At 58.9% G+C, this 14,508-nt stretch carries 16 protein-coding genes; 7 read left to right on the top strand and 9 right to left on the bottom strand.

The features are described from left to right. Position 1: 1 nt before the first annotated feature. The 3 genes from trpD (at position 2) to FJD34_RS22150 (ending at position 2,737) form a co-directional block, all read left to right on the top strand. A complete protein-coding gene (trpD, locus tag FJD34_RS22160; protein ID WP_090292195.1) occupies positions 2–1,051 on the top strand; it encodes an anthranilate phosphoribosyltransferase in 1,050 nt (349 codons plus the stop codon). Continuing rightward, positions 1,048–1,884: an indole-3-glycerol phosphate synthase TrpC gene (trpC, locus tag FJD34_RS22155; protein WP_090292193.1), complete on the top strand. Its 837-nt coding sequence runs from the start codon at positions 1,048–1,050 to the stop codon at positions 1,882–1,884. The genes trpD and trpC overlap by 4 nt, the downstream gene beginning before the upstream one ends. A gap of 157 nt (positions 1,885–2,041) precedes the next feature. Beyond that, positions 2,042–2,737 (top strand): lipoate--protein ligase family protein, encoded by a 696-nt coding sequence (locus FJD34_RS22150; protein ID WP_032858511.1) that lies wholly within the window; start codon positions 2,042–2,044, stop codon positions 2,735–2,737. On the opposite strand, the gene crp is transcribed toward FJD34_RS22150, so the two are convergent. After that, entirely contained in the window at positions 2,734–3,381 is a 648-nt protein-coding gene (crp, locus tag FJD34_RS22145) for a cAMP-activated global transcriptional regulator CRP (RefSeq protein ID WP_032858510.1), read from the bottom strand. The genes FJD34_RS22150 and crp overlap by 4 nt on opposite strands. Before the next feature lie 234 nt (positions 3,382–3,615). Here crp and FJD34_RS22140 point away from each other — a divergent pair, with 234 nt between their 5' ends. Then, positions 3,616–4,038: an OsmC family protein gene (locus FJD34_RS22140; RefSeq protein WP_005792019.1), complete on the top strand. Its 423-nt coding sequence runs from the start codon at positions 3,616–3,618 to the stop codon at positions 4,036–4,038. A gap of 120 nt (positions 4,039–4,158) precedes the next feature. Here FJD34_RS22140 and coq7 read toward each other — a convergent pair whose 3' ends face one another. From coq7 to hemJ, 6 genes are all read right to left on the bottom strand, one after another. Beyond that, positions 4,159–4,806, bottom strand: a complete 648-nt coding sequence (gene coq7 / locus FJD34_RS22135) for a 2-polyprenyl-3-methyl-6-methoxy-1,4-benzoquinone monooxygenase (protein WP_029296753.1) — start codon at positions 4,804–4,806, stop codon at positions 4,159–4,161. 112 nt (positions 4,807–4,918) lie between these two features. After that, positions 4,919–5,257: a histidine triad nucleotide-binding protein gene (locus tag FJD34_RS22130; RefSeq protein WP_032858506.1), complete on the bottom strand. Its 339-nt coding sequence runs from the start codon at positions 5,255–5,257 to the stop codon at positions 4,919–4,921. Between the two features lie 46 nt (positions 5,258–5,303). Continuing rightward, positions 5,304–6,089, bottom strand: coding sequence for an SDR family NAD(P)-dependent oxidoreductase (locus FJD34_RS22125; protein WP_032858504.1), 786 nt, complete (start codon positions 6,087–6,089; stop codon positions 5,304–5,306). Positions 6,090–6,152: 63 nt separating this feature from the next. Then, complete coding sequence (locus FJD34_RS22120) at positions 6,153–7,115, bottom strand: DUF805 domain-containing protein (protein ID WP_090292190.1); 963 nt, start codon at positions 7,113–7,115, stop codon at positions 6,153–6,155. 69 nt (positions 7,116–7,184) lie between these two features. After that, entirely contained in the window at positions 7,185–8,147 is a 963-nt protein-coding gene (locus FJD34_RS22115; protein ID WP_032858500.1) for an NAD(P)H-dependent flavin oxidoreductase, read from the bottom strand. A 35-nt stretch (positions 8,148–8,182) separates the two neighbouring features. Next, positions 8,183–8,611, bottom strand: coding sequence for a protoporphyrinogen oxidase HemJ (gene hemJ, locus FJD34_RS22110; RefSeq protein WP_032858499.1), 429 nt, complete (start codon positions 8,609–8,611; stop codon positions 8,183–8,185). A gap of 136 nt (positions 8,612–8,747) precedes the next feature. Here hemJ and argC point away from each other — a divergent pair, with 136 nt between their 5' ends. After that, entirely contained in the window at positions 8,748–9,782 is a 1,035-nt protein-coding gene (gene argC / locus FJD34_RS22105; RefSeq protein WP_032858497.1) for an N-acetyl-gamma-glutamyl-phosphate reductase, read from the top strand. A gap of 163 nt (positions 9,783–9,945) precedes the next feature. After that, entirely contained in the window at positions 9,946–10,296 is a 351-nt protein-coding gene (erpA, locus tag FJD34_RS22100) for an iron-sulfur cluster insertion protein ErpA (RefSeq protein WP_003176443.1), read from the top strand. 67 nt (positions 10,297–10,363) lie between these two features. Here erpA and FJD34_RS22095 read toward each other — a convergent pair whose 3' ends face one another. Then, complete coding sequence (locus FJD34_RS22095; protein WP_032858495.1) at positions 10,364–11,455, bottom strand: anhydro-N-acetylmuramic acid kinase; 1,092 nt, start codon at positions 11,453–11,455, stop codon at positions 10,364–10,366. A gap of 3 nt (positions 11,456–11,458) precedes the next feature. Further along, complete coding sequence (locus FJD34_RS22090; protein WP_032858493.1) at positions 11,459–12,871, bottom strand: peptidoglycan DD-metalloendopeptidase family protein; 1,413 nt, start codon at positions 12,869–12,871, stop codon at positions 11,459–11,461. Positions 12,872–13,080: 209 nt separating this feature from the next. Between FJD34_RS22090 and tyrS the strand changes: the two genes are divergently transcribed. Continuing rightward, positions 13,081–14,280 carry a tyrosine--tRNA ligase gene (tyrS, locus tag FJD34_RS22080; RefSeq protein ID WP_090292188.1) on the top strand — a complete coding sequence of 400 codons (1,200 nt, stop codon included), beginning with the start codon at positions 13,081–13,083 and terminating at the stop codon, positions 14,278–14,280. The last annotated feature ends 228 nt before the right edge of the window (positions 14,281–14,508 follow it).

The following is a 14,508-nucleotide window of genomic DNA, read 5'->3' as shown; positions in this document are numbered from 1 at the left end:
CATGGATATCAAGACTGCCCTGAGCCGTATCGTCGGCCATCTGGACCTGAGCACCGCTGAAATGAGCGATGTCATGCGCGAAATCATGACCGGTCAATGCACCGATGCGCAGATTGGCGCCTTTATGATGGCCATGCGCATGAAAAGCGAGAGCATCGACGAAATCGTCGGCGCCGTCTCGGTGATGCGCGAGTTGGCGGACAAGGTCGAACTCAAGACCCTCGATGGCGTAGTCGATGTGGTTGGCACCGGTGGCGATGGTGCGAACATCTTCAACGTGTCGACGGCGTCTTCCTTTGTAGTGGCGGCGGCCGGTTGTACCGTAGCCAAGCACGGCAACCGCGCCGTGTCGGGCAAGAGCGGCAGTGCCGACCTGCTGGAAGCGGCTGGGATCTACCTGAACCTGACCCCGGTCCAGGTGGCGCGCTGCATTGATAACGTCGGCATCGGCTTTATGTTTGCCCAGTCCCACCATGGGGCGATGAAGCACGCCGCTGGTCCGCGCAAGGACCTGGGCCTGCGTACCCTGTTCAACATGCTTGGCCCGCTTACGAATCCGGCCGGTGTGAAACATCAGGTAGTGGGCGTGTTCAGCCAGGCGCTGTGCCGGCCATTGGCCGAAGTCCTGCAACGCCTGGGCAGCAAGCATGTGCTGGTGGTGCATTCCAAGGATGGCCTGGACGAATTCAGCCTGGCGGCCCCGACCTTTGTGGCGGAGCTGAAGAACGGCGAGGTCACTGAGTATTGGGTCGAACCAGAAGACCTTGGCATGAAGAGCCAGAGCCTGCATGGCCTGGCGGTGGAAAGCCCGGCGGCTTCCCTGGAATTGATTCGCGATGCCTTGGGGCGTCGCAAGACCGAAAACGGTCAGAAAGCGGCTGAGATGATTGTTCTGAATGCTGGCGCGGCACTTTACGCAGCCGATCACGCCTATAGTCTTACAGAAGGTGTCGCTTTGGCCCACGATGCGCTGCATACGGGTCTGGCTCGCGAAAAACTCGAAGAGCTGGGAGCATTCACGGCCGTATTCAAGATGGAGAATGAAGGATGAGCGTGCCAACAGTCCTGGAAAACATCCTCGCGCGCAAAGTTGAGGAGGTGGCCGAGCGCCGCGCCCGTGTGAGCCAGGCCGAGCTGGAAGGCCTGGCTAAAAGCGCCGATGCGCCGCGTGGCTTTGCCAATGCGCTGATTACCCAGGCCAAGCTCAAGCAGCCAGCGGTGATCGCAGAGATCAAAAAGGCCTCGCCGAGCAAAGGTGTGATCCGCGAGCACTTCGTACCGGCAGAGATTGCTGCCAGTTACGAGAAGGGCGGCGCGACCTGTCTTTCGGTGCTGACTGACATCGACTATTTCCAGGGCTCCGACGCTTACCTGCAACAAGCCCGCGCTGCGTGCAAGTTGCCGGTGATCCGCAAGGACTTCATGATCGATCCGTACCAGATCGTCGAAGCCCGGGCATTGGGCGCGGATTGTGTGCTGCTGATCGTTTCGGCGCTGGACGACGTACAGATGGCCGAGCTGGCGGCAGTTGCCAAAGGGGTGGGCCTGGATGTGCTGGTCGAAGTCCACGACGGTGACGAGCTGGAGCGAGCGCTGAAAACCCTCGATACACGGCTGGTTGGGGTCAACAACCGCAATCTGCACACCTTTGAAGTCAACCTGGAAACCACCTTGGACTTGCTGCCGCGCATTCCCCGCGACCGACTGGTGATTACCGAGAGCGGGATCGTCAATCGTGCGGATGTGGAGTTGATGGAAATCAGCGACGTCTACTCGTTCCTGGTCGGCGAGACCTTCATGCGTGCGGAGAATCCAGGCGCTGAGTTGCAGCGCCTGTTTTTCCCGGAGCGTGGCCTGCCGGTCAGCGGTTCGACGCTGGATTGATTTGAAACGCGGTCACTGTGGGAGCTGGCTTGTGTGGGAGCTGGCTTGCCTGCGATAGCGATGTATCAGTCGCCAATGTGTTGACTGAAAGTCCGCTATCGCAGGCAAGCCAGCTCCCACATTTGCTTTTGTGTTTATTCAGAGAGGTAGATGCCCGATGATCCAGCCCGTAGCGATGACCGTTGAAGCAGGCCTTGCCGCCGAGCAGGACTTACTGGCTGCCGTCTGTGCGGGTGAGCAATCCTTCGGCCTGCTGTTCTGGCAGCCCAGCGACCAGGCATTGGTGATGCCTCGCCGCCTGAGCCGCTTGCCCGCGTTTGAAGCGGCGAGCCAAGTGTCGGCAGACCACGGTTGGCCGGTGTTGCTACGGGAAACCGGTGGTGAACCGGTGCCGCAATCGAGCGCCACGGTCAATATCGCTCTGGTCTACGCCCCGCCGCGCAGTGAGAGCGACCAGGGTCGGATTGAAACCGGATACTTGCGTCTGTGTCAGCCCATCTGCGATTTGCTGACCGAGTTGGGGGGCGATGCCTCTGTGGGTGAAATCGACGGCGCCTTTTGCGATGGCCGCTATAACGTCAACCTCGACGGACGCAAGATGGTCGGCACCGCCCAGCGCTGGCGCCAGAGTGGTGGGCGCCCGGTGGGCCTGGTGCATGGCGCACTGTTGCTGGATAACCATCGCGAGGAGCTGATTGCTGCGGTCAATCGCTTTAACCAGGCGTGCGGCCTGGAGCAACGGGTTCGGGCCGACAGTCATATCGCCCTGCATGAAGCCTTTGCTGCGCCAGATGCGATCAGCCGCCTCGACGGTTTATACCGGCAGATGCTGGCGCAGGTCTTTGCGCCTTAGCGAGTGCCGAACACCACCATCGTCTTGCCTTTGACGTGAACCAGGTTGCGCTCTTCCAGATCCTTGAGCACTCGACCGACCATCTCCCGCGAGCAACCGACGATGCGCCCGATTTCCTGGCGCGTAACCTTGATCTGCATGCCGTCAGGATGGGTCATGGCATCCGGTTGCTTGCACAGTTCCAGTAGGCAGCGGGCGACGCGCCCGGTGACGTCGAAGAACGCCAGGTCGCCGACTTTGCGCGTGGTGTTGCGCAAGCGCTGGGCAATCTGACCGCTCAGGGCATAGAGGATGTCTGGATCTTGTTGGGCCAGTTCGCGAAATTTTGCGTAGCTGATTTCCGCGACCTCACACTCTATCTTGGCTCTCACCCAAGCGCTGCGTTCTTGTTCTTTCCCGGCCTGCTCAAACAGCCCCAGCTCTCCGAAAAAGTCACCGGTATTGAGGTAGGCGATGATCATTTCGCGGCCATCTTCATCCTCGATCAGGATCGTGACCGAGCCTTTGATAATGAAGAACAGGGTTTCCGAGCGTTCCCCGGCGCAGATGATGTTCTGTTTCGCCGGATAGCGACGCCGCTGACAATGAGTCAGCAACTTGTCGAGGTTCTTGATCTTGGGTGTGAGGGGGGTAATAGCAACCATGGTTGTATCCCGAAAAGACTGCACGGTGTGGTTGGACTTGTTTTTTTATCGAGCGAGGTCCATCCAGTGGATGGCAATGCGCCATTGATTTGGCGCCAGCTTAACAGACACATTCTGACTCGATCAGGGAATTTATCTATCAGGGCCTGCTGTTGATCGTATTCCGGCAGAACACTGCGCTTGCGGGGGGCTGTGATAAGCTGGCGCCCCTTTTTTAGCAGTGGAGTCTGGGCGATGAAGGCACGCATCCAATGGGCGGGCGAAGCCATGTTCCTCGGTGAATCGGGTAGTGGCCATGTGGTGGTCATGGATGGCCCGCCGGAAGCCGGTGGCCGCAATCTGGGTGTACGGCCTATGGAAATGCTCCTGCTCGGCGTGGGTGGTTGCAGCAACTTCGATGTGGTCAGCATCCTGAAGAAGTCGCGCCAGGCGGTGGAAAGCTGCGAAGCCTTTCTGGAGGCCGAACGCGCCACTGAAGATCCAAAGGTGTTTACCAAGATCCATATGCATTTTGTGGTCAAGGGGCGTGCGCTGAAGGAAGCGCAGGTCAAGCGGGCCATCGAACTGTCGGCGGAGAAGTACTGCTCGGCCTCGATCATGCTTGGCGCGGCCGGTGTGGCCATTACTCATGATTACGAGATCATTGAGTTGGGTTGACCTTCTGTAGGAGCGAGCTTGCTCGCGAAGAACTCCAACGATAACGGGTTTAGTCAGGCTACCCGCAGTGTCCTTGAGTTTTTCGCGAGCAAGCTCGCTCCTACAATGTTCGTGTGAGGTTTAAATGCGGTAAGTGCTTTTGGTCATGACCTTGGCCATCAGGCTCATGCCAAACCTTACCGGCGCCGGGAAGCGGAAACCGCCAGCATCCAGCGCGCTTTCTGCGTGGTGCTCTTCATCGATACGCATCTGCTCAAGAATCGCCCGGGATTTTTCGTCCTCGGCCGGCAGTTGTTCCAGGTGCTCATCCAGGTGCTTGCACACCTGGTGTTCGGTCGCCGCGACAAAACCCAGGCTGACCTTGTCGCTGATCAAGCCAGCCGCCGCGCCGATACCAAACGACAAACCATAAAACAGCGGGTTCAGCACACTGGGGTGGCTGCCCAACTGACGGATGCGCTGTTCACACCAGGCCAGGTGGTCGATTTCTTCTTCGGCCGCATGCTCCATGGCTGCGCGTACCTGCGGCAGCTTGGCGGTCAGGGCCTGGCCTTGGTACAGCGCCTGGGCACAGACTTCGCCGGTATGGTTGATACGCATCAGGCCGGCGACATGACGGGTATCCGTCTCGCTCATTTGTGCTTCGGGTTGCACGATGGCAGGTGACGGGCGATACGGTTGGCCGCTGAACGGCAGCAGTGTGCGCATGGCGGTGTCGGCTTGCAGCAACAGTCGGTCAATCGGCGAGTAGTGACGTTGGGTAGTCATGCTGACCTCCGGAAAAAATCTCGGCGGCCAGTTTACCGCAAGAGAGGGGCGTGCGTTTGCGCTGGGTCATGCTTCTTGTAGGGGCCGGCAAGCCGGCACCTACAATAGGGTTTCAGCCCGGGGGCCAGTTCATCTGGCGCTGACCCAGTACATGCATATGAATGTGATAGACGGTCTGGCCGCCATCCTCATTGCAGTTCATCACCACGCGAAAACCTTTTTCACAGCCTTGTTCCACCGCCAGGCGCTGGGCAGTGAACAGGATATGTCCGGCCAGGCCCTTGTCTTCTTCCGTGAGGTCGTTGAGGGTGCGGATCGGTTTTTTCGGAATCACCAGGAAATGCACGGGGGCCATTGGCGCAATATCGTGGAAGGCCAGGACCTGGTCATCTTCGTAGATAATCCTCGCGGGTATTTCTCTGTTGATGATCTTGGTGAACAGAGTATCCACAGCTGTTTCTCCATTATGAAAGTGCAGGGTGAGTGTACTCAGCCGGTCAGCGCGGGCAATAGGCCTTGTTGATGGCGCCGGCAATCTTGCGGGTCAACCAGCGCGGGCTCAAGCGCGGGCTGAACGCCAGCCAGCGGTTACGGCGACCGGGAATAATGATCGCTTTGTTCTTTGCCAGGGCACGCACGGTGTGCAGCGCCACTTCTTCCGGGCTCATCAGTTGCTGGCGCTCCAGCTTGACGGTGTCCATTTGTGCAGTACCGAAGAACGCGGTGCGTGTCGGGCCTGGGCAAAGCACTGAAACCTTGATGCCGCAGCTCTTCAGCTCTTCGCGCAGGCCTTCGGAGAAGTGCAGTACATAGGCCTTGCTGGCGTAATAAGTACTCATCCATGGTCCCGGCTGGAAGGCTGCGACTGACGCGACGTTGAGAATCTGCCCGCCACCCTGCAGGGCCATGGAATTACCCAGTGCATGGCACAGGCGAGTGAGGGCCAGGATGTTGACTTCGATCAGGTCCTGCTCGGTCATCCAGTCCTGGGCGAGAAACGGGCCGCTGGTGCCCATGCCGGCGCAGTTGACCAGCAAGTCGATCTGTCGCTCACCCTCTTCCAGTTCCAGCAGGAACCCGGAAAGCCGTAGTGGCTCGCCCAGGTCGCAGGCACGGAACAGCACCTCGACGCCAAAGCGTTGGGTCAGTTCAATGGCAATGCTTTCCAACTGATCACGCTGGCGGGCCACCAGAATCAAGCTGCGGCCGCGACGGGCCAGTGCTTCGGCCAAGGCCAGGCCGATGCCGCTGGAGGCACCGGTGATCAGAGCGTAACGGGTCATGCGTTTCTCCATCGCAACGCCACCTAGCCTGCGACAGATGCGTCACAGGCGTGGGGCGTTTCTTCATTCTTCTGGAGAGTCTACAGGTTCGGCCGCATCGTCAGCACTTTGCACGTCTTCTTCACCGGCGATGACGCTCTGGTCAGCCTCTTCGTCGGTGGTCATGGTGCTGCTTTCGTAGCCGCTGTCCACGCTGCTTTCCAGTTGGTCCAGATAGCCACTCATGCCCAGCATCACTGCGGCGGCGAATATCAGCGGGATGACTGCCAGCCACAGAGTGGCCAGGACTTTCACTGCGGTGGAGTTGCGTGGCGGTGGCGCACCATATTGGTTGGCGCCCGCATTGCCTGGCAGCACGATCAGCAGGATCGGGAAAATGCTGCCTACGATTGGCACCAGGTTCAGGAACCATAGCCACCCGGACCAGCCCAGGTCATGCAGGCGTTGCACGGTGATCTGGACACTGATCCACACAGAGGCCACGAACAGGGCGATACCGAGCAGTGAGCCAATGATGATTGCCGTAGTGGGGGAGACGGCCGCAACACCCAGGCCGACCGTGAACAGGGCGCCAACGATGGCCGACAAGACCATGCTCAATACCAGCGTCCAGGCGAGGAAGCGCAGGCGACCTATCCGCCCGTTGATGGTGAAGACCTTGAGGGTGGAAAACTCAGGAAGGTTATCCCCCACGGCTGCGCGCGGCGGTGCATACGGCGACGCGGCCGGGCGCGAAAAGTCAGAGGCGCCGGAATCGGTCTCGTGGGTTTCAGCCAGGTTGAAGGCCACGGGCTGTTCGGCTTCGATACGTGCATCAACCCCGGCGTTTTTCAGCGCGGCCAGGTAGGTTTCGGCATCGGGGCGAGACAGGTCGCGCTTCAGGGCGACCGGGCGTCCGGTGAAGAGCTTTTCGATTGCCTCGACTTCGCTTTTGAACAAGTCGGCCAGGTTCAGCTTGGCAGTGGTGCTTTCGACACCCGGGAGCAGGGCTCCATCAAACACAATCTTGAAACGGTTGTCGCTCATGCGGGCATCCTTGTCACTTTTCAGGGGAGTAATGCAGGCCAGCTTCAATCGGCAGGCCTGGCGGGTGGGTCAGCGTGGCCAGCGCAATTGTACCGCTTGCTCACGCGCCTTGCGGTATTCGGCATCGAGGCGGGCAACCAGTTCATCGACGCTGGGTAAGTCGTCAATTTCACCGACGCCCTGGCCGGCGGACCATACCGTCTTCCAGGCCTTTGCCTCGTCGCTCAGAGGTTTGAGCTTGGAGCCGAAGTTGACTTCACCTTTGCCTTGCAGGGCGGCGAGGTCGAAACCGGCGTTTTCCAGGCTCTGGCGCATAAAGCTCGCGGGTACGCCGGACACCGCCGGAGTGTGCACGATATCGGCTGCGCGGGATGTGAGCAGCATCTCTTTGTAGGCATCGGGGGCGTGGCTTTCAGTGGTGCCGATAAACCGCGTGCCGAAATAGGCCAGATCGGCACCGAGCAATTGCGCGGCGAGGATCTCGTGCCCATGGTTCAGGCAGCCGGCCAGCAGCAGGGTCTTGTCGAAGAACTGGCGAATTTCCGCGATCAGTGAGAATGGACTCCAGGTGCCCGCGTGGCCACCAGCCCCTGCGGCTACGGCGATCAGCCCGTCGACCCCGGCCTCGGCGGCTTTTTCGGCATGGCGTCGGGTGGTGACGTCGTGGAACACCAGGCCGCCGTAACTGTGTACCGCGTCTACCAGCTCCTTGACCGCCCCCAGGCTGGTGATGACGATCGGCACCTTGTGCTCGACGCAGATCGCCAGGTCAGCCTCAAGGCGCGGGTTGCTGTTGTGCACAATGAGGTTGACCGCGTAGGGCGCGGGGTTGTCCAGCAGCGCCAGGCCCGCTTCGATTTCTTCCAGCCAGGCCTTGAAACCGCTGCTTTCGCGTTGGTTGAGTGCCGGGAAGCTCCCGACCACGCCATTGCGGCAGCACGCCAGGACCAGTTGCGGGTTGGAAATCAGGAACATCGGCGCAGCCACTACAGGCAGGCGCAGGCGTTGTTCAAGCAGAGCGGGCAGCGACATTGGAAGTACCCCGGATTAAGTGCGGCTGATTAGAGTTAGAACGGCTTTACGACGACCAAAATTACAATAGCCAGCAATATCAGAACTGGCACTTCATTGAACCAGCGATAAAAGACATGGCTGCGGGTGTTTTCGCCACGGGCAAAACGTTTTACCTGGGCGCCGCACATATGGTGGTAGCCGATCAGGATCACCACCAGGGTCAGCTTGGCGTGCATCCAGCCACCCTGGCTGAAAACGCTCGGGTTAAGGCTGATCAGCCAGATGCCGAATACCAGCGTAGCGATCATCGCCGGCAGCATGATGCCCTTGTACAGCTTGCGCTCCATGATACTGAAGCGTTCCTGGCTGACAGCATCCTGGCTTTGTGCGTGGTAGACGAACAGGCGCGGCAGGTAAAAAAGCCCGGCAAACCAGCAGACAATGCTGACGATATGAAAAGCTTTGAGCCATAGATAAAGCATTTTTAGTTATTCCCAGGTTCACGGTAACTGGAGATAGTAGAGGTTAGAGCGCCCAAGCGTCACCTTGACGGTTGTCGCAGAACGATACGGCCCCTATTATCGACGGCTTTCCAGTGGGTTCGTTGAGGGCAGGTTTATGGTCAAGGTCGGTATCGTCGGCGGCACGGGTTACACCGGTGTCGAATTGCTGCGTCTGTTGGCTCAGCATCCGCAGGCAGAGGTGGTGGTCATCACCTCCCGATCCGAGGCCGGCCTGGCCGTTGCCGATATGTACCCCAACCTGCGCGGTCATTACGATGGCCTGGCATTCAGCGTGCCAGACATCAAGACCCTGGGCGCCTGCGATGTGGTGTTCTTCGCCACTCCCCACGGCGTTGCCCATGCGTTGGCGGGCGAGTTGTTGGCCGCCGGGACCAAGGTCATTGATCTCTCGGCGGACTTCCGCCTGCAGGATGCCGATGAGTGGGCCAAGTGGTATGGCCAGCCCCATGGCGCTCCAGAGCTGCTTGAAGAGGCAGTTTACGGTTTGCCTGAGGTCAATCGCGAGCAGATCAGACAGGCGCGCCTGATTGCCGTGCCAGGTTGCTATCCGACGGCTACCCAGTTGGGCTTCCTGCCGCTGCTCGAAGCCGGCCTGGCAGATGCCTCGCGCCTGATTGCCGACTGCAAATCGGGCGTCAGCGGCGCTGGTCGTGGTGCGGCCGTAGGTTCCTTGTACTCCGAGACCTCGGAAAGCATGAAGGCGTATGCCGTTAAGGGGCATCGCCACCTGCCGGAAATTCGCCAGGGCCTGCGTCGGGCTGCCGGCAGTGACGTCGGCCTGACGTTCGTGCCGCACCTGACCCCGATGATCCGTGGGATTCACTCGACACTCTATGCAACCGTCACGGACCGCTCGGTGGATTTGCAGGCATTGTTTGAAAAACGTTACGCCAATGAGCCGTTCGTCGATGTGATGCCGGCTGGTAGTCATCCGGAAACCCGCAGTGTTCGCGGCGCCAACGTGTGCCGGATTGCCGTGCATCGTCCGCAGGATGGCGACCTGGTGGTGGTGTTGTCGGTCATTGATAACCTGGTCAAGGGCGCGTCAGGCCAGGCGGTACAGAACTTGAACATCTTGTTCGGCCTCGATGAGAAGCTCGGCTTGTCCCATGCCGGCATGCTGCCTTAAGACGTTGGCTGCTGTGCAAAAGGCCCGTTGATCGGGCCTTTTGTGTTTTTAAGGGCGGCTGCGCAGATTGATATACCGTAACAATAGTTGACCGCTTTTCTAGGAGAAGCGGATAATGGCCGCCATCACGCATATGGCGGCGCTACGCCGGGAGATTATCAGCATGAGCGTTGAATCCTTCACCCCCACGGCTTTGCAATTCACCCACGGTGCTGCGCACAAGGTGAAGAGCCTGGTCGATGAAGAGGGTAATGATCGCTTGAAGCTGCGCGTATTCGTTACGGGCGGCGGTTGTTCAGGGTTTCAGTACGGCTTTACCTTCGATGAAGATGTGGCCGATGACGACACCATTGTCGAGCGCGAGGGCGTAAGCCTGGTCGTGGATCCGATGAGCTTCCAGTACTTGGCAGGTGCCGAGGTGGATTACCAGGAAGGTTTGGAAGGCTCGCGCTTTGTGATCAAGAACCCGAATGCCACCACGACCTGTGGTTGCGGTTCGTCGTTCTCGATCTGATCGATAGCGTCTAGGCAAAACGCCGCTTGACTCTTATGGGGTCAAGCGGCGTTTTGCTATCTGCGTTTCAGGCGGGGTAGATCGCGCCAAGTACGCGAAGGCCGCGGGCACCTGTCACGCTTGGGCGGTTGGCGGCGATGCCTTCGAGGCAGCAATGCGCCAGCCAGGCGAAGGCCATGGCCTCAACCCAGTCGGGGTCTACGCCATGGGTGGCGGTGCTGCTGACGTGGGTGGCGGGTAGCATGGCTGCGAGGCGGTTCATCAGTGTCGTGTTATGAGCGCCGCCGCCGCACACCAGCAGGGTTTCGGTTTGCGGCTGTGCGGTTTTCAGCGATTCGACGATGGTCTGCGCTGTCAGCTCCAGCAACGTGGCCTGGATATCTTGCGCCTTGAAGGTTGGCAGTTGGCCGAGATGCTGTTGCAGCCAGGGCAGGTTGAACACTTCGCGCCCAGTGCTTTTCGGGCCTTGGGTCAGGAAGAAAGGGTCGCTGAGCAGGGCGTTGAGCAGCAGTGGCTCGACCTTGCCTGCAGCTGCCCATTGGCCGTCGCGGTCAAAAGTTACGCCCTGTTGCTGATGAATCCAGGCATCCAGCAGGACATTGCCCGGACCGCAGTCAAAACCCGCTACCGGTTTGCCGGTCTCGATCAGGCTCAAGTTGCTGAAGCCGCCGACATTCAGTACTGCCCGGTTGCCGCGAGCCTCGCCGAACAGTGCTTCGTGAAAGGCTGGCACCAGTGGCGCGCCCTGGCCACCGGCAGCCACATCGCGGCTTCGAAAGTCACTGACGACGGTTATCCCGGTCAGTTCGGTCAGTAGTGCGGGGTTGCCAATCTGCACGGTAAAACCACGGGCAGGTTCATGGCGAATGGTTTGCCCATGGCTGCCAATCGCGCGGATGTCGTGGTGAGTGAGCTGCTGTTGCTTCAGCAAGGCATGAATGCCATGGGCGGCGAGTGTTACCCAGTTTTGCTGGGCAATCGCCGAGCGGGCAATCTCGTCCGGGCCGCTGGCGCAAAGGTCCAGCAGCTCCGCACGCAGAGTTTCAGGCATGGGAATGTAATGCGTGGCGATCAGTTTGACCGCGGTGTCCTGCTCGATCAGCGCAATGTCCAGGCCATCAAGGCTGGTCCCGGACATCACACCTATATAGAGCGCCATCGCTTAACGCTTCGCCGAAGCCAGCATGGTGGCGCGTTCCTGGTCCATGCGTGCCATCAGCGGTTGGCTTTGCTGAAGGAAGCGCGCGCGCTCGGCCTTGGCGATCGGGTCGGCCATTGGCAGCTTCTGACCCAGCGGGTCGACGTGCACGCCGTTGACCTGGAACTCATAGTGCAGGTGCGGGCCGGTAGACAGGCCGGTGGTGCCGATATAGCCAATCACCTGGCCTTGCTTGACGTTGCCACCGGTTTTCACGCCTTTGGCAAAGCCTTGCATGTGGCCGTAAAGCGTCCGGTAGCTGTTGCCGTGCTGGATGATCACAGTATTGCCGTAACCGCCGCGGCGCCCGGCCAGCAGTACCTTGCCATCGCCGGCAGCCTTGATCGGCGTGCCGCGCGGTGCGGCATAGTCCACGCCTTTGTGCGCGCGGATTTTGTTCAGAATTGGATGCTTGCGGCCCATGGAGAAACGCGAGCTAATACGGGCGAAGTCAACAGGAGTACGAATGAAGGCCTTGCGCATGCTATTGCCATCGGCGGTGTAGTAGCTGCTGTTGCCTTGTTTGTTGGTGTAGCGCACGGCGGTGTAGGTCTTGCCGCGGTTGGTAAAGCGCGCCGACAGGATATTGCCGGTGCCGACGACCTTGCCGTTGGCCACCTTTTGCTCGTAGATCACGTCGAATTCGTCACCCTGGCGAATATCCTGAGCGAAGTCGATGTCGTAGCCAAATACGCTGGCCATGTCCATGGTCATGCTATGGGACAGGCCTGCGCGTGCCGCCGACTGGGACAGCGAGCTGTTGATCACGCCATGAATATAGGCAGAGCGCATCACCGGCTTGGTGGTCACACGATTGAAGGCAAAGCCTTTGGCGCCTTTGGTCAGGGTGATGCTTTCGAGGTCGTTGAGTTTAGTGTGCAGGGTGGTCAGTTGACCTTCCGGGTTCAGCTCGAACTCAAGCTTCTGGCCACGCTTGAGCTGGGTGAATTGCTTGGCTTGCTTGTCGCTGGCCAGTACGTCGCTAACGGTCGTGGCGGGAAGGCCGACCTTCTCGAACAGCGTCGACAGCGTGTCACCTTTGGCCACGATCACTTCGCGGTGCTCCGGGCCTTTCGCTACCTGGGGTGCAGGTGCTGCCTGGGCGGTCTCCTTGGTCTCGTCCGCACTGTCTTCAATCTGTGCAAAGGGAGACTCGACGCTTGCGGTTGTGGCTTGCTGCGCGTCAGAAGCGTCTTGATCTTGTGTCAGTTGTTCAATCGGGCTCTCCAAGTCAAGACTCAGAGTCGTTCGTTTGGCTTCTACGTCACTGGAAGGGAATACCAGGAGTGCCAGGCTGAGAAGGGCGGCGATACCACTTGCGGCGAGCAGGTGGGTCTTCGGGTAAAGCGGCGGCGCTTTAGACGGTTCAGTGGTCATAGGTAATTTGACTTTGAAAAGATGAAATGGAAAAGATGAATGACATGATGAAGATGAAATAACTGTATAAAATATAACCAAATCATCTGTGGCGCAAGCTTGCGAATGCCGGGCTCGCCGAATGGTGTCCGTTTGCAGGGCAAAACTTGTAATTAGTCCCTGATCTTGTATGGTTGGTTCCCTTTGAATCTGAGCCTTGCGGGTCTGTTATGAAGTCGGTTGAAGAGCAGCTAGCGCTGATCAAACGTGGTGCGGAAGAACTGTTGGTCGAGGCCGAGCTGATCGAAAAGCTCAAGCGTGGCCAACCCCTGCGTATTAAGGCTGGCTTTGATCCGACGGCGCCGGATCTGCATCTGGGTCACACGGTGCTTATTAATAAGCTGCGCCAGTTCCAGGAGCTGGGGCATCAGGTGATCTTCCTTATAGGTGACTTCACCGGGATGATCGGCGATCCGAGCGGCAAGAGCGCTACGCGCCCACCGCTGACTCGTGAGCAGGTTCTCGAAAACGCCGAAACCTACAAGACCCAGGTCTTCAAGATTCTCGATCCGGCCAAGACTGAAGTGGCATTCAACTCCACGTGGATGGATCAGATGGGGCCGGCGGACTTCATTCGCCTGACGTCCCAGTACACCGTTGCGCGCATGCTTGAGCGCGATGACTTCGATAAGCGCTACTCCACCAATCAGCCTATCGCCATTCATGAGTTCCTGTACCCGCTGGTTCAAGGGTATGACTCGGTGGCGTTGCGTGCCGATGTCGAGTTGGGCGGTACCGACCAGAAGTTCAACCTGTTGATGGGGCGTGAGTTGCAGCGTGCGTATGGGCAAGAGGCCCAGTGCATTCTGACCATGCCTTTGCTGGAGGGGTTGGACGGCATCAAGAAAATGTCCAAATCCTTGGGTAACTATGTCGGTATCCAGGAGGCGCCGGGTGTGATGTACGGCAAGCTGGTTTCTATTCCTGATGCGTTGATGTGGCGTTACTTCGAGCTGTTGAGTTTCCGCTCGATGGATGAGATCAACGCATTGCGTGCTGACGTAGAGGCGGGTGCGAATCCGCGGGACGTCAAGATCAAGCTGGCGGAAGAGATTGTTGCGCGCTTCCATGGTGAAGAGGCTGCGGCCAGCGCTCACCGTGCTGCGGGCAATCGCATGAAGGATGGCGAGTTGCCGGATGATCTGCCGGAGATTGAATTGACTGCTGCCGAGGCGATGCCGATTGCTGCTGTCCTTAATAAGGCGGGCCTGGTGAAGAATTCGGCAGTGGCGCGCGACCTTCTGGGGTCTGGCGGTGTGCGTATAGATGGTGAGGTTGTCGATCGCACCTTTATATACGAACTGGGTGCTACCCACGTTTGCCAGGCCGGCAAGAAGGCATTTGCGCGTATTACGCTTAAATCCGAATAAACCTGGAATTAACGGTTGACGGCGATTTATATCTGTCTATAATTCGCCCCACTTCCGGCGCAGTCGAAACGGAAAACTCCTTGGTAAACAATGAGTTACGAAGTTTTCGGCAGCAGGTTGCTTCAGTTCATCGAAGCCAAAAGGAAGTTGAAAAAGAGGTGTTGACAGCAGCGTGTAACGCTGTAGAATTCGCCTCCCGCTGACGAGAGATCGAAAGCGCAAGTGGTT

The organism is Pseudomonas brenneri (assembly GCF_007858285.1).
Classification (GTDB): Bacteria; Pseudomonadota; Gammaproteobacteria; order Pseudomonadales; family Pseudomonadaceae; genus Aquipseudomonas; species Aquipseudomonas brenneri.
This window is presented reverse-complemented; position numbering and strand designations above follow the sequence as displayed.

Excerpts from the sequence above, each read along its gene's own strand:
- FJD34_RS22150 (WP_032858511.1), top strand. The coding sequence starts at position 2,042 with ATGATCCAGCCCGTAGCGATGACCGTTGAAGCAGGCCTTGCCGCCGAG.
- hemJ (WP_032858499.1), bottom strand. The coding sequence starts at position 8,611 with ATGCTTTATCTATGGCTCAAAGCTTTTCATATCGTCAGCATTGTCTGC.
- trpC (WP_090292193.1), top strand. The coding sequence starts at position 1,048 with ATGAGCGTGCCAACAGTCCTGGAAAACATCCTCGCGCGCAAAGTTGAG.
- FJD34_RS22090 (WP_032858493.1), bottom strand. The coding sequence starts at position 12,871 with ATGACCACTGAACCGTCTAAAGCGCCGCCGCTTTACCCGAAGACCCAC.
- argC (WP_032858497.1), top strand. The coding sequence starts at position 8,748 with ATGGTCAAGGTCGGTATCGTCGGCGGCACGGGTTACACCGGTGTCGAA.
- erpA (WP_003176443.1), top strand. The coding sequence starts at position 9,946 with ATGAGCGTTGAATCCTTCACCCCCACGGCTTTGCAATTCACCCACGGT.
- FJD34_RS22115 (WP_032858500.1), bottom strand. The coding sequence starts at position 8,147 with ATGTCGCTGCCCGCTCTGCTTGAACAACGCCTGCGCCTGCCTGTAGTG.
- FJD34_RS22125 (WP_032858504.1), bottom strand. The coding sequence starts at position 6,089 with ATGACCCGTTACGCTCTGATCACCGGTGCCTCCAGCGGCATCGGCCTG.
- tyrS (WP_090292188.1), top strand. The coding sequence starts at position 13,081 with ATGAAGTCGGTTGAAGAGCAGCTAGCGCTGATCAAACGTGGTGCGGAA.
- coq7 (WP_029296753.1), bottom strand. The coding sequence starts at position 4,806 with ATGACTACCCAACGTCACTACTCGCCGATTGACCGACTGTTGCTGCAA.
- FJD34_RS22095 (WP_032858495.1), bottom strand. The coding sequence starts at position 11,455 with ATGGCGCTCTATATAGGTGTGATGTCCGGGACCAGCCTTGATGGCCTG.
- trpD (WP_090292195.1), top strand. The coding sequence starts at position 2 with ATGGATATCAAGACTGCCCTGAGCCGTATCGTCGGCCATCTGGACCTG.
- crp (WP_032858510.1), bottom strand. The coding sequence starts at position 3,381 with ATGGTTGCTATTACCCCCCTCACACCCAAGATCAAGAACCTCGACAAG.
- FJD34_RS22120 (WP_090292190.1), bottom strand. The coding sequence starts at position 7,115 with ATGAGCGACAACCGTTTCAAGATTGTGTTTGATGGAGCCCTGCTCCCG.
- FJD34_RS22140 (WP_005792019.1), top strand. The coding sequence starts at position 3,616 with ATGAAGGCACGCATCCAATGGGCGGGCGAAGCCATGTTCCTCGGTGAA.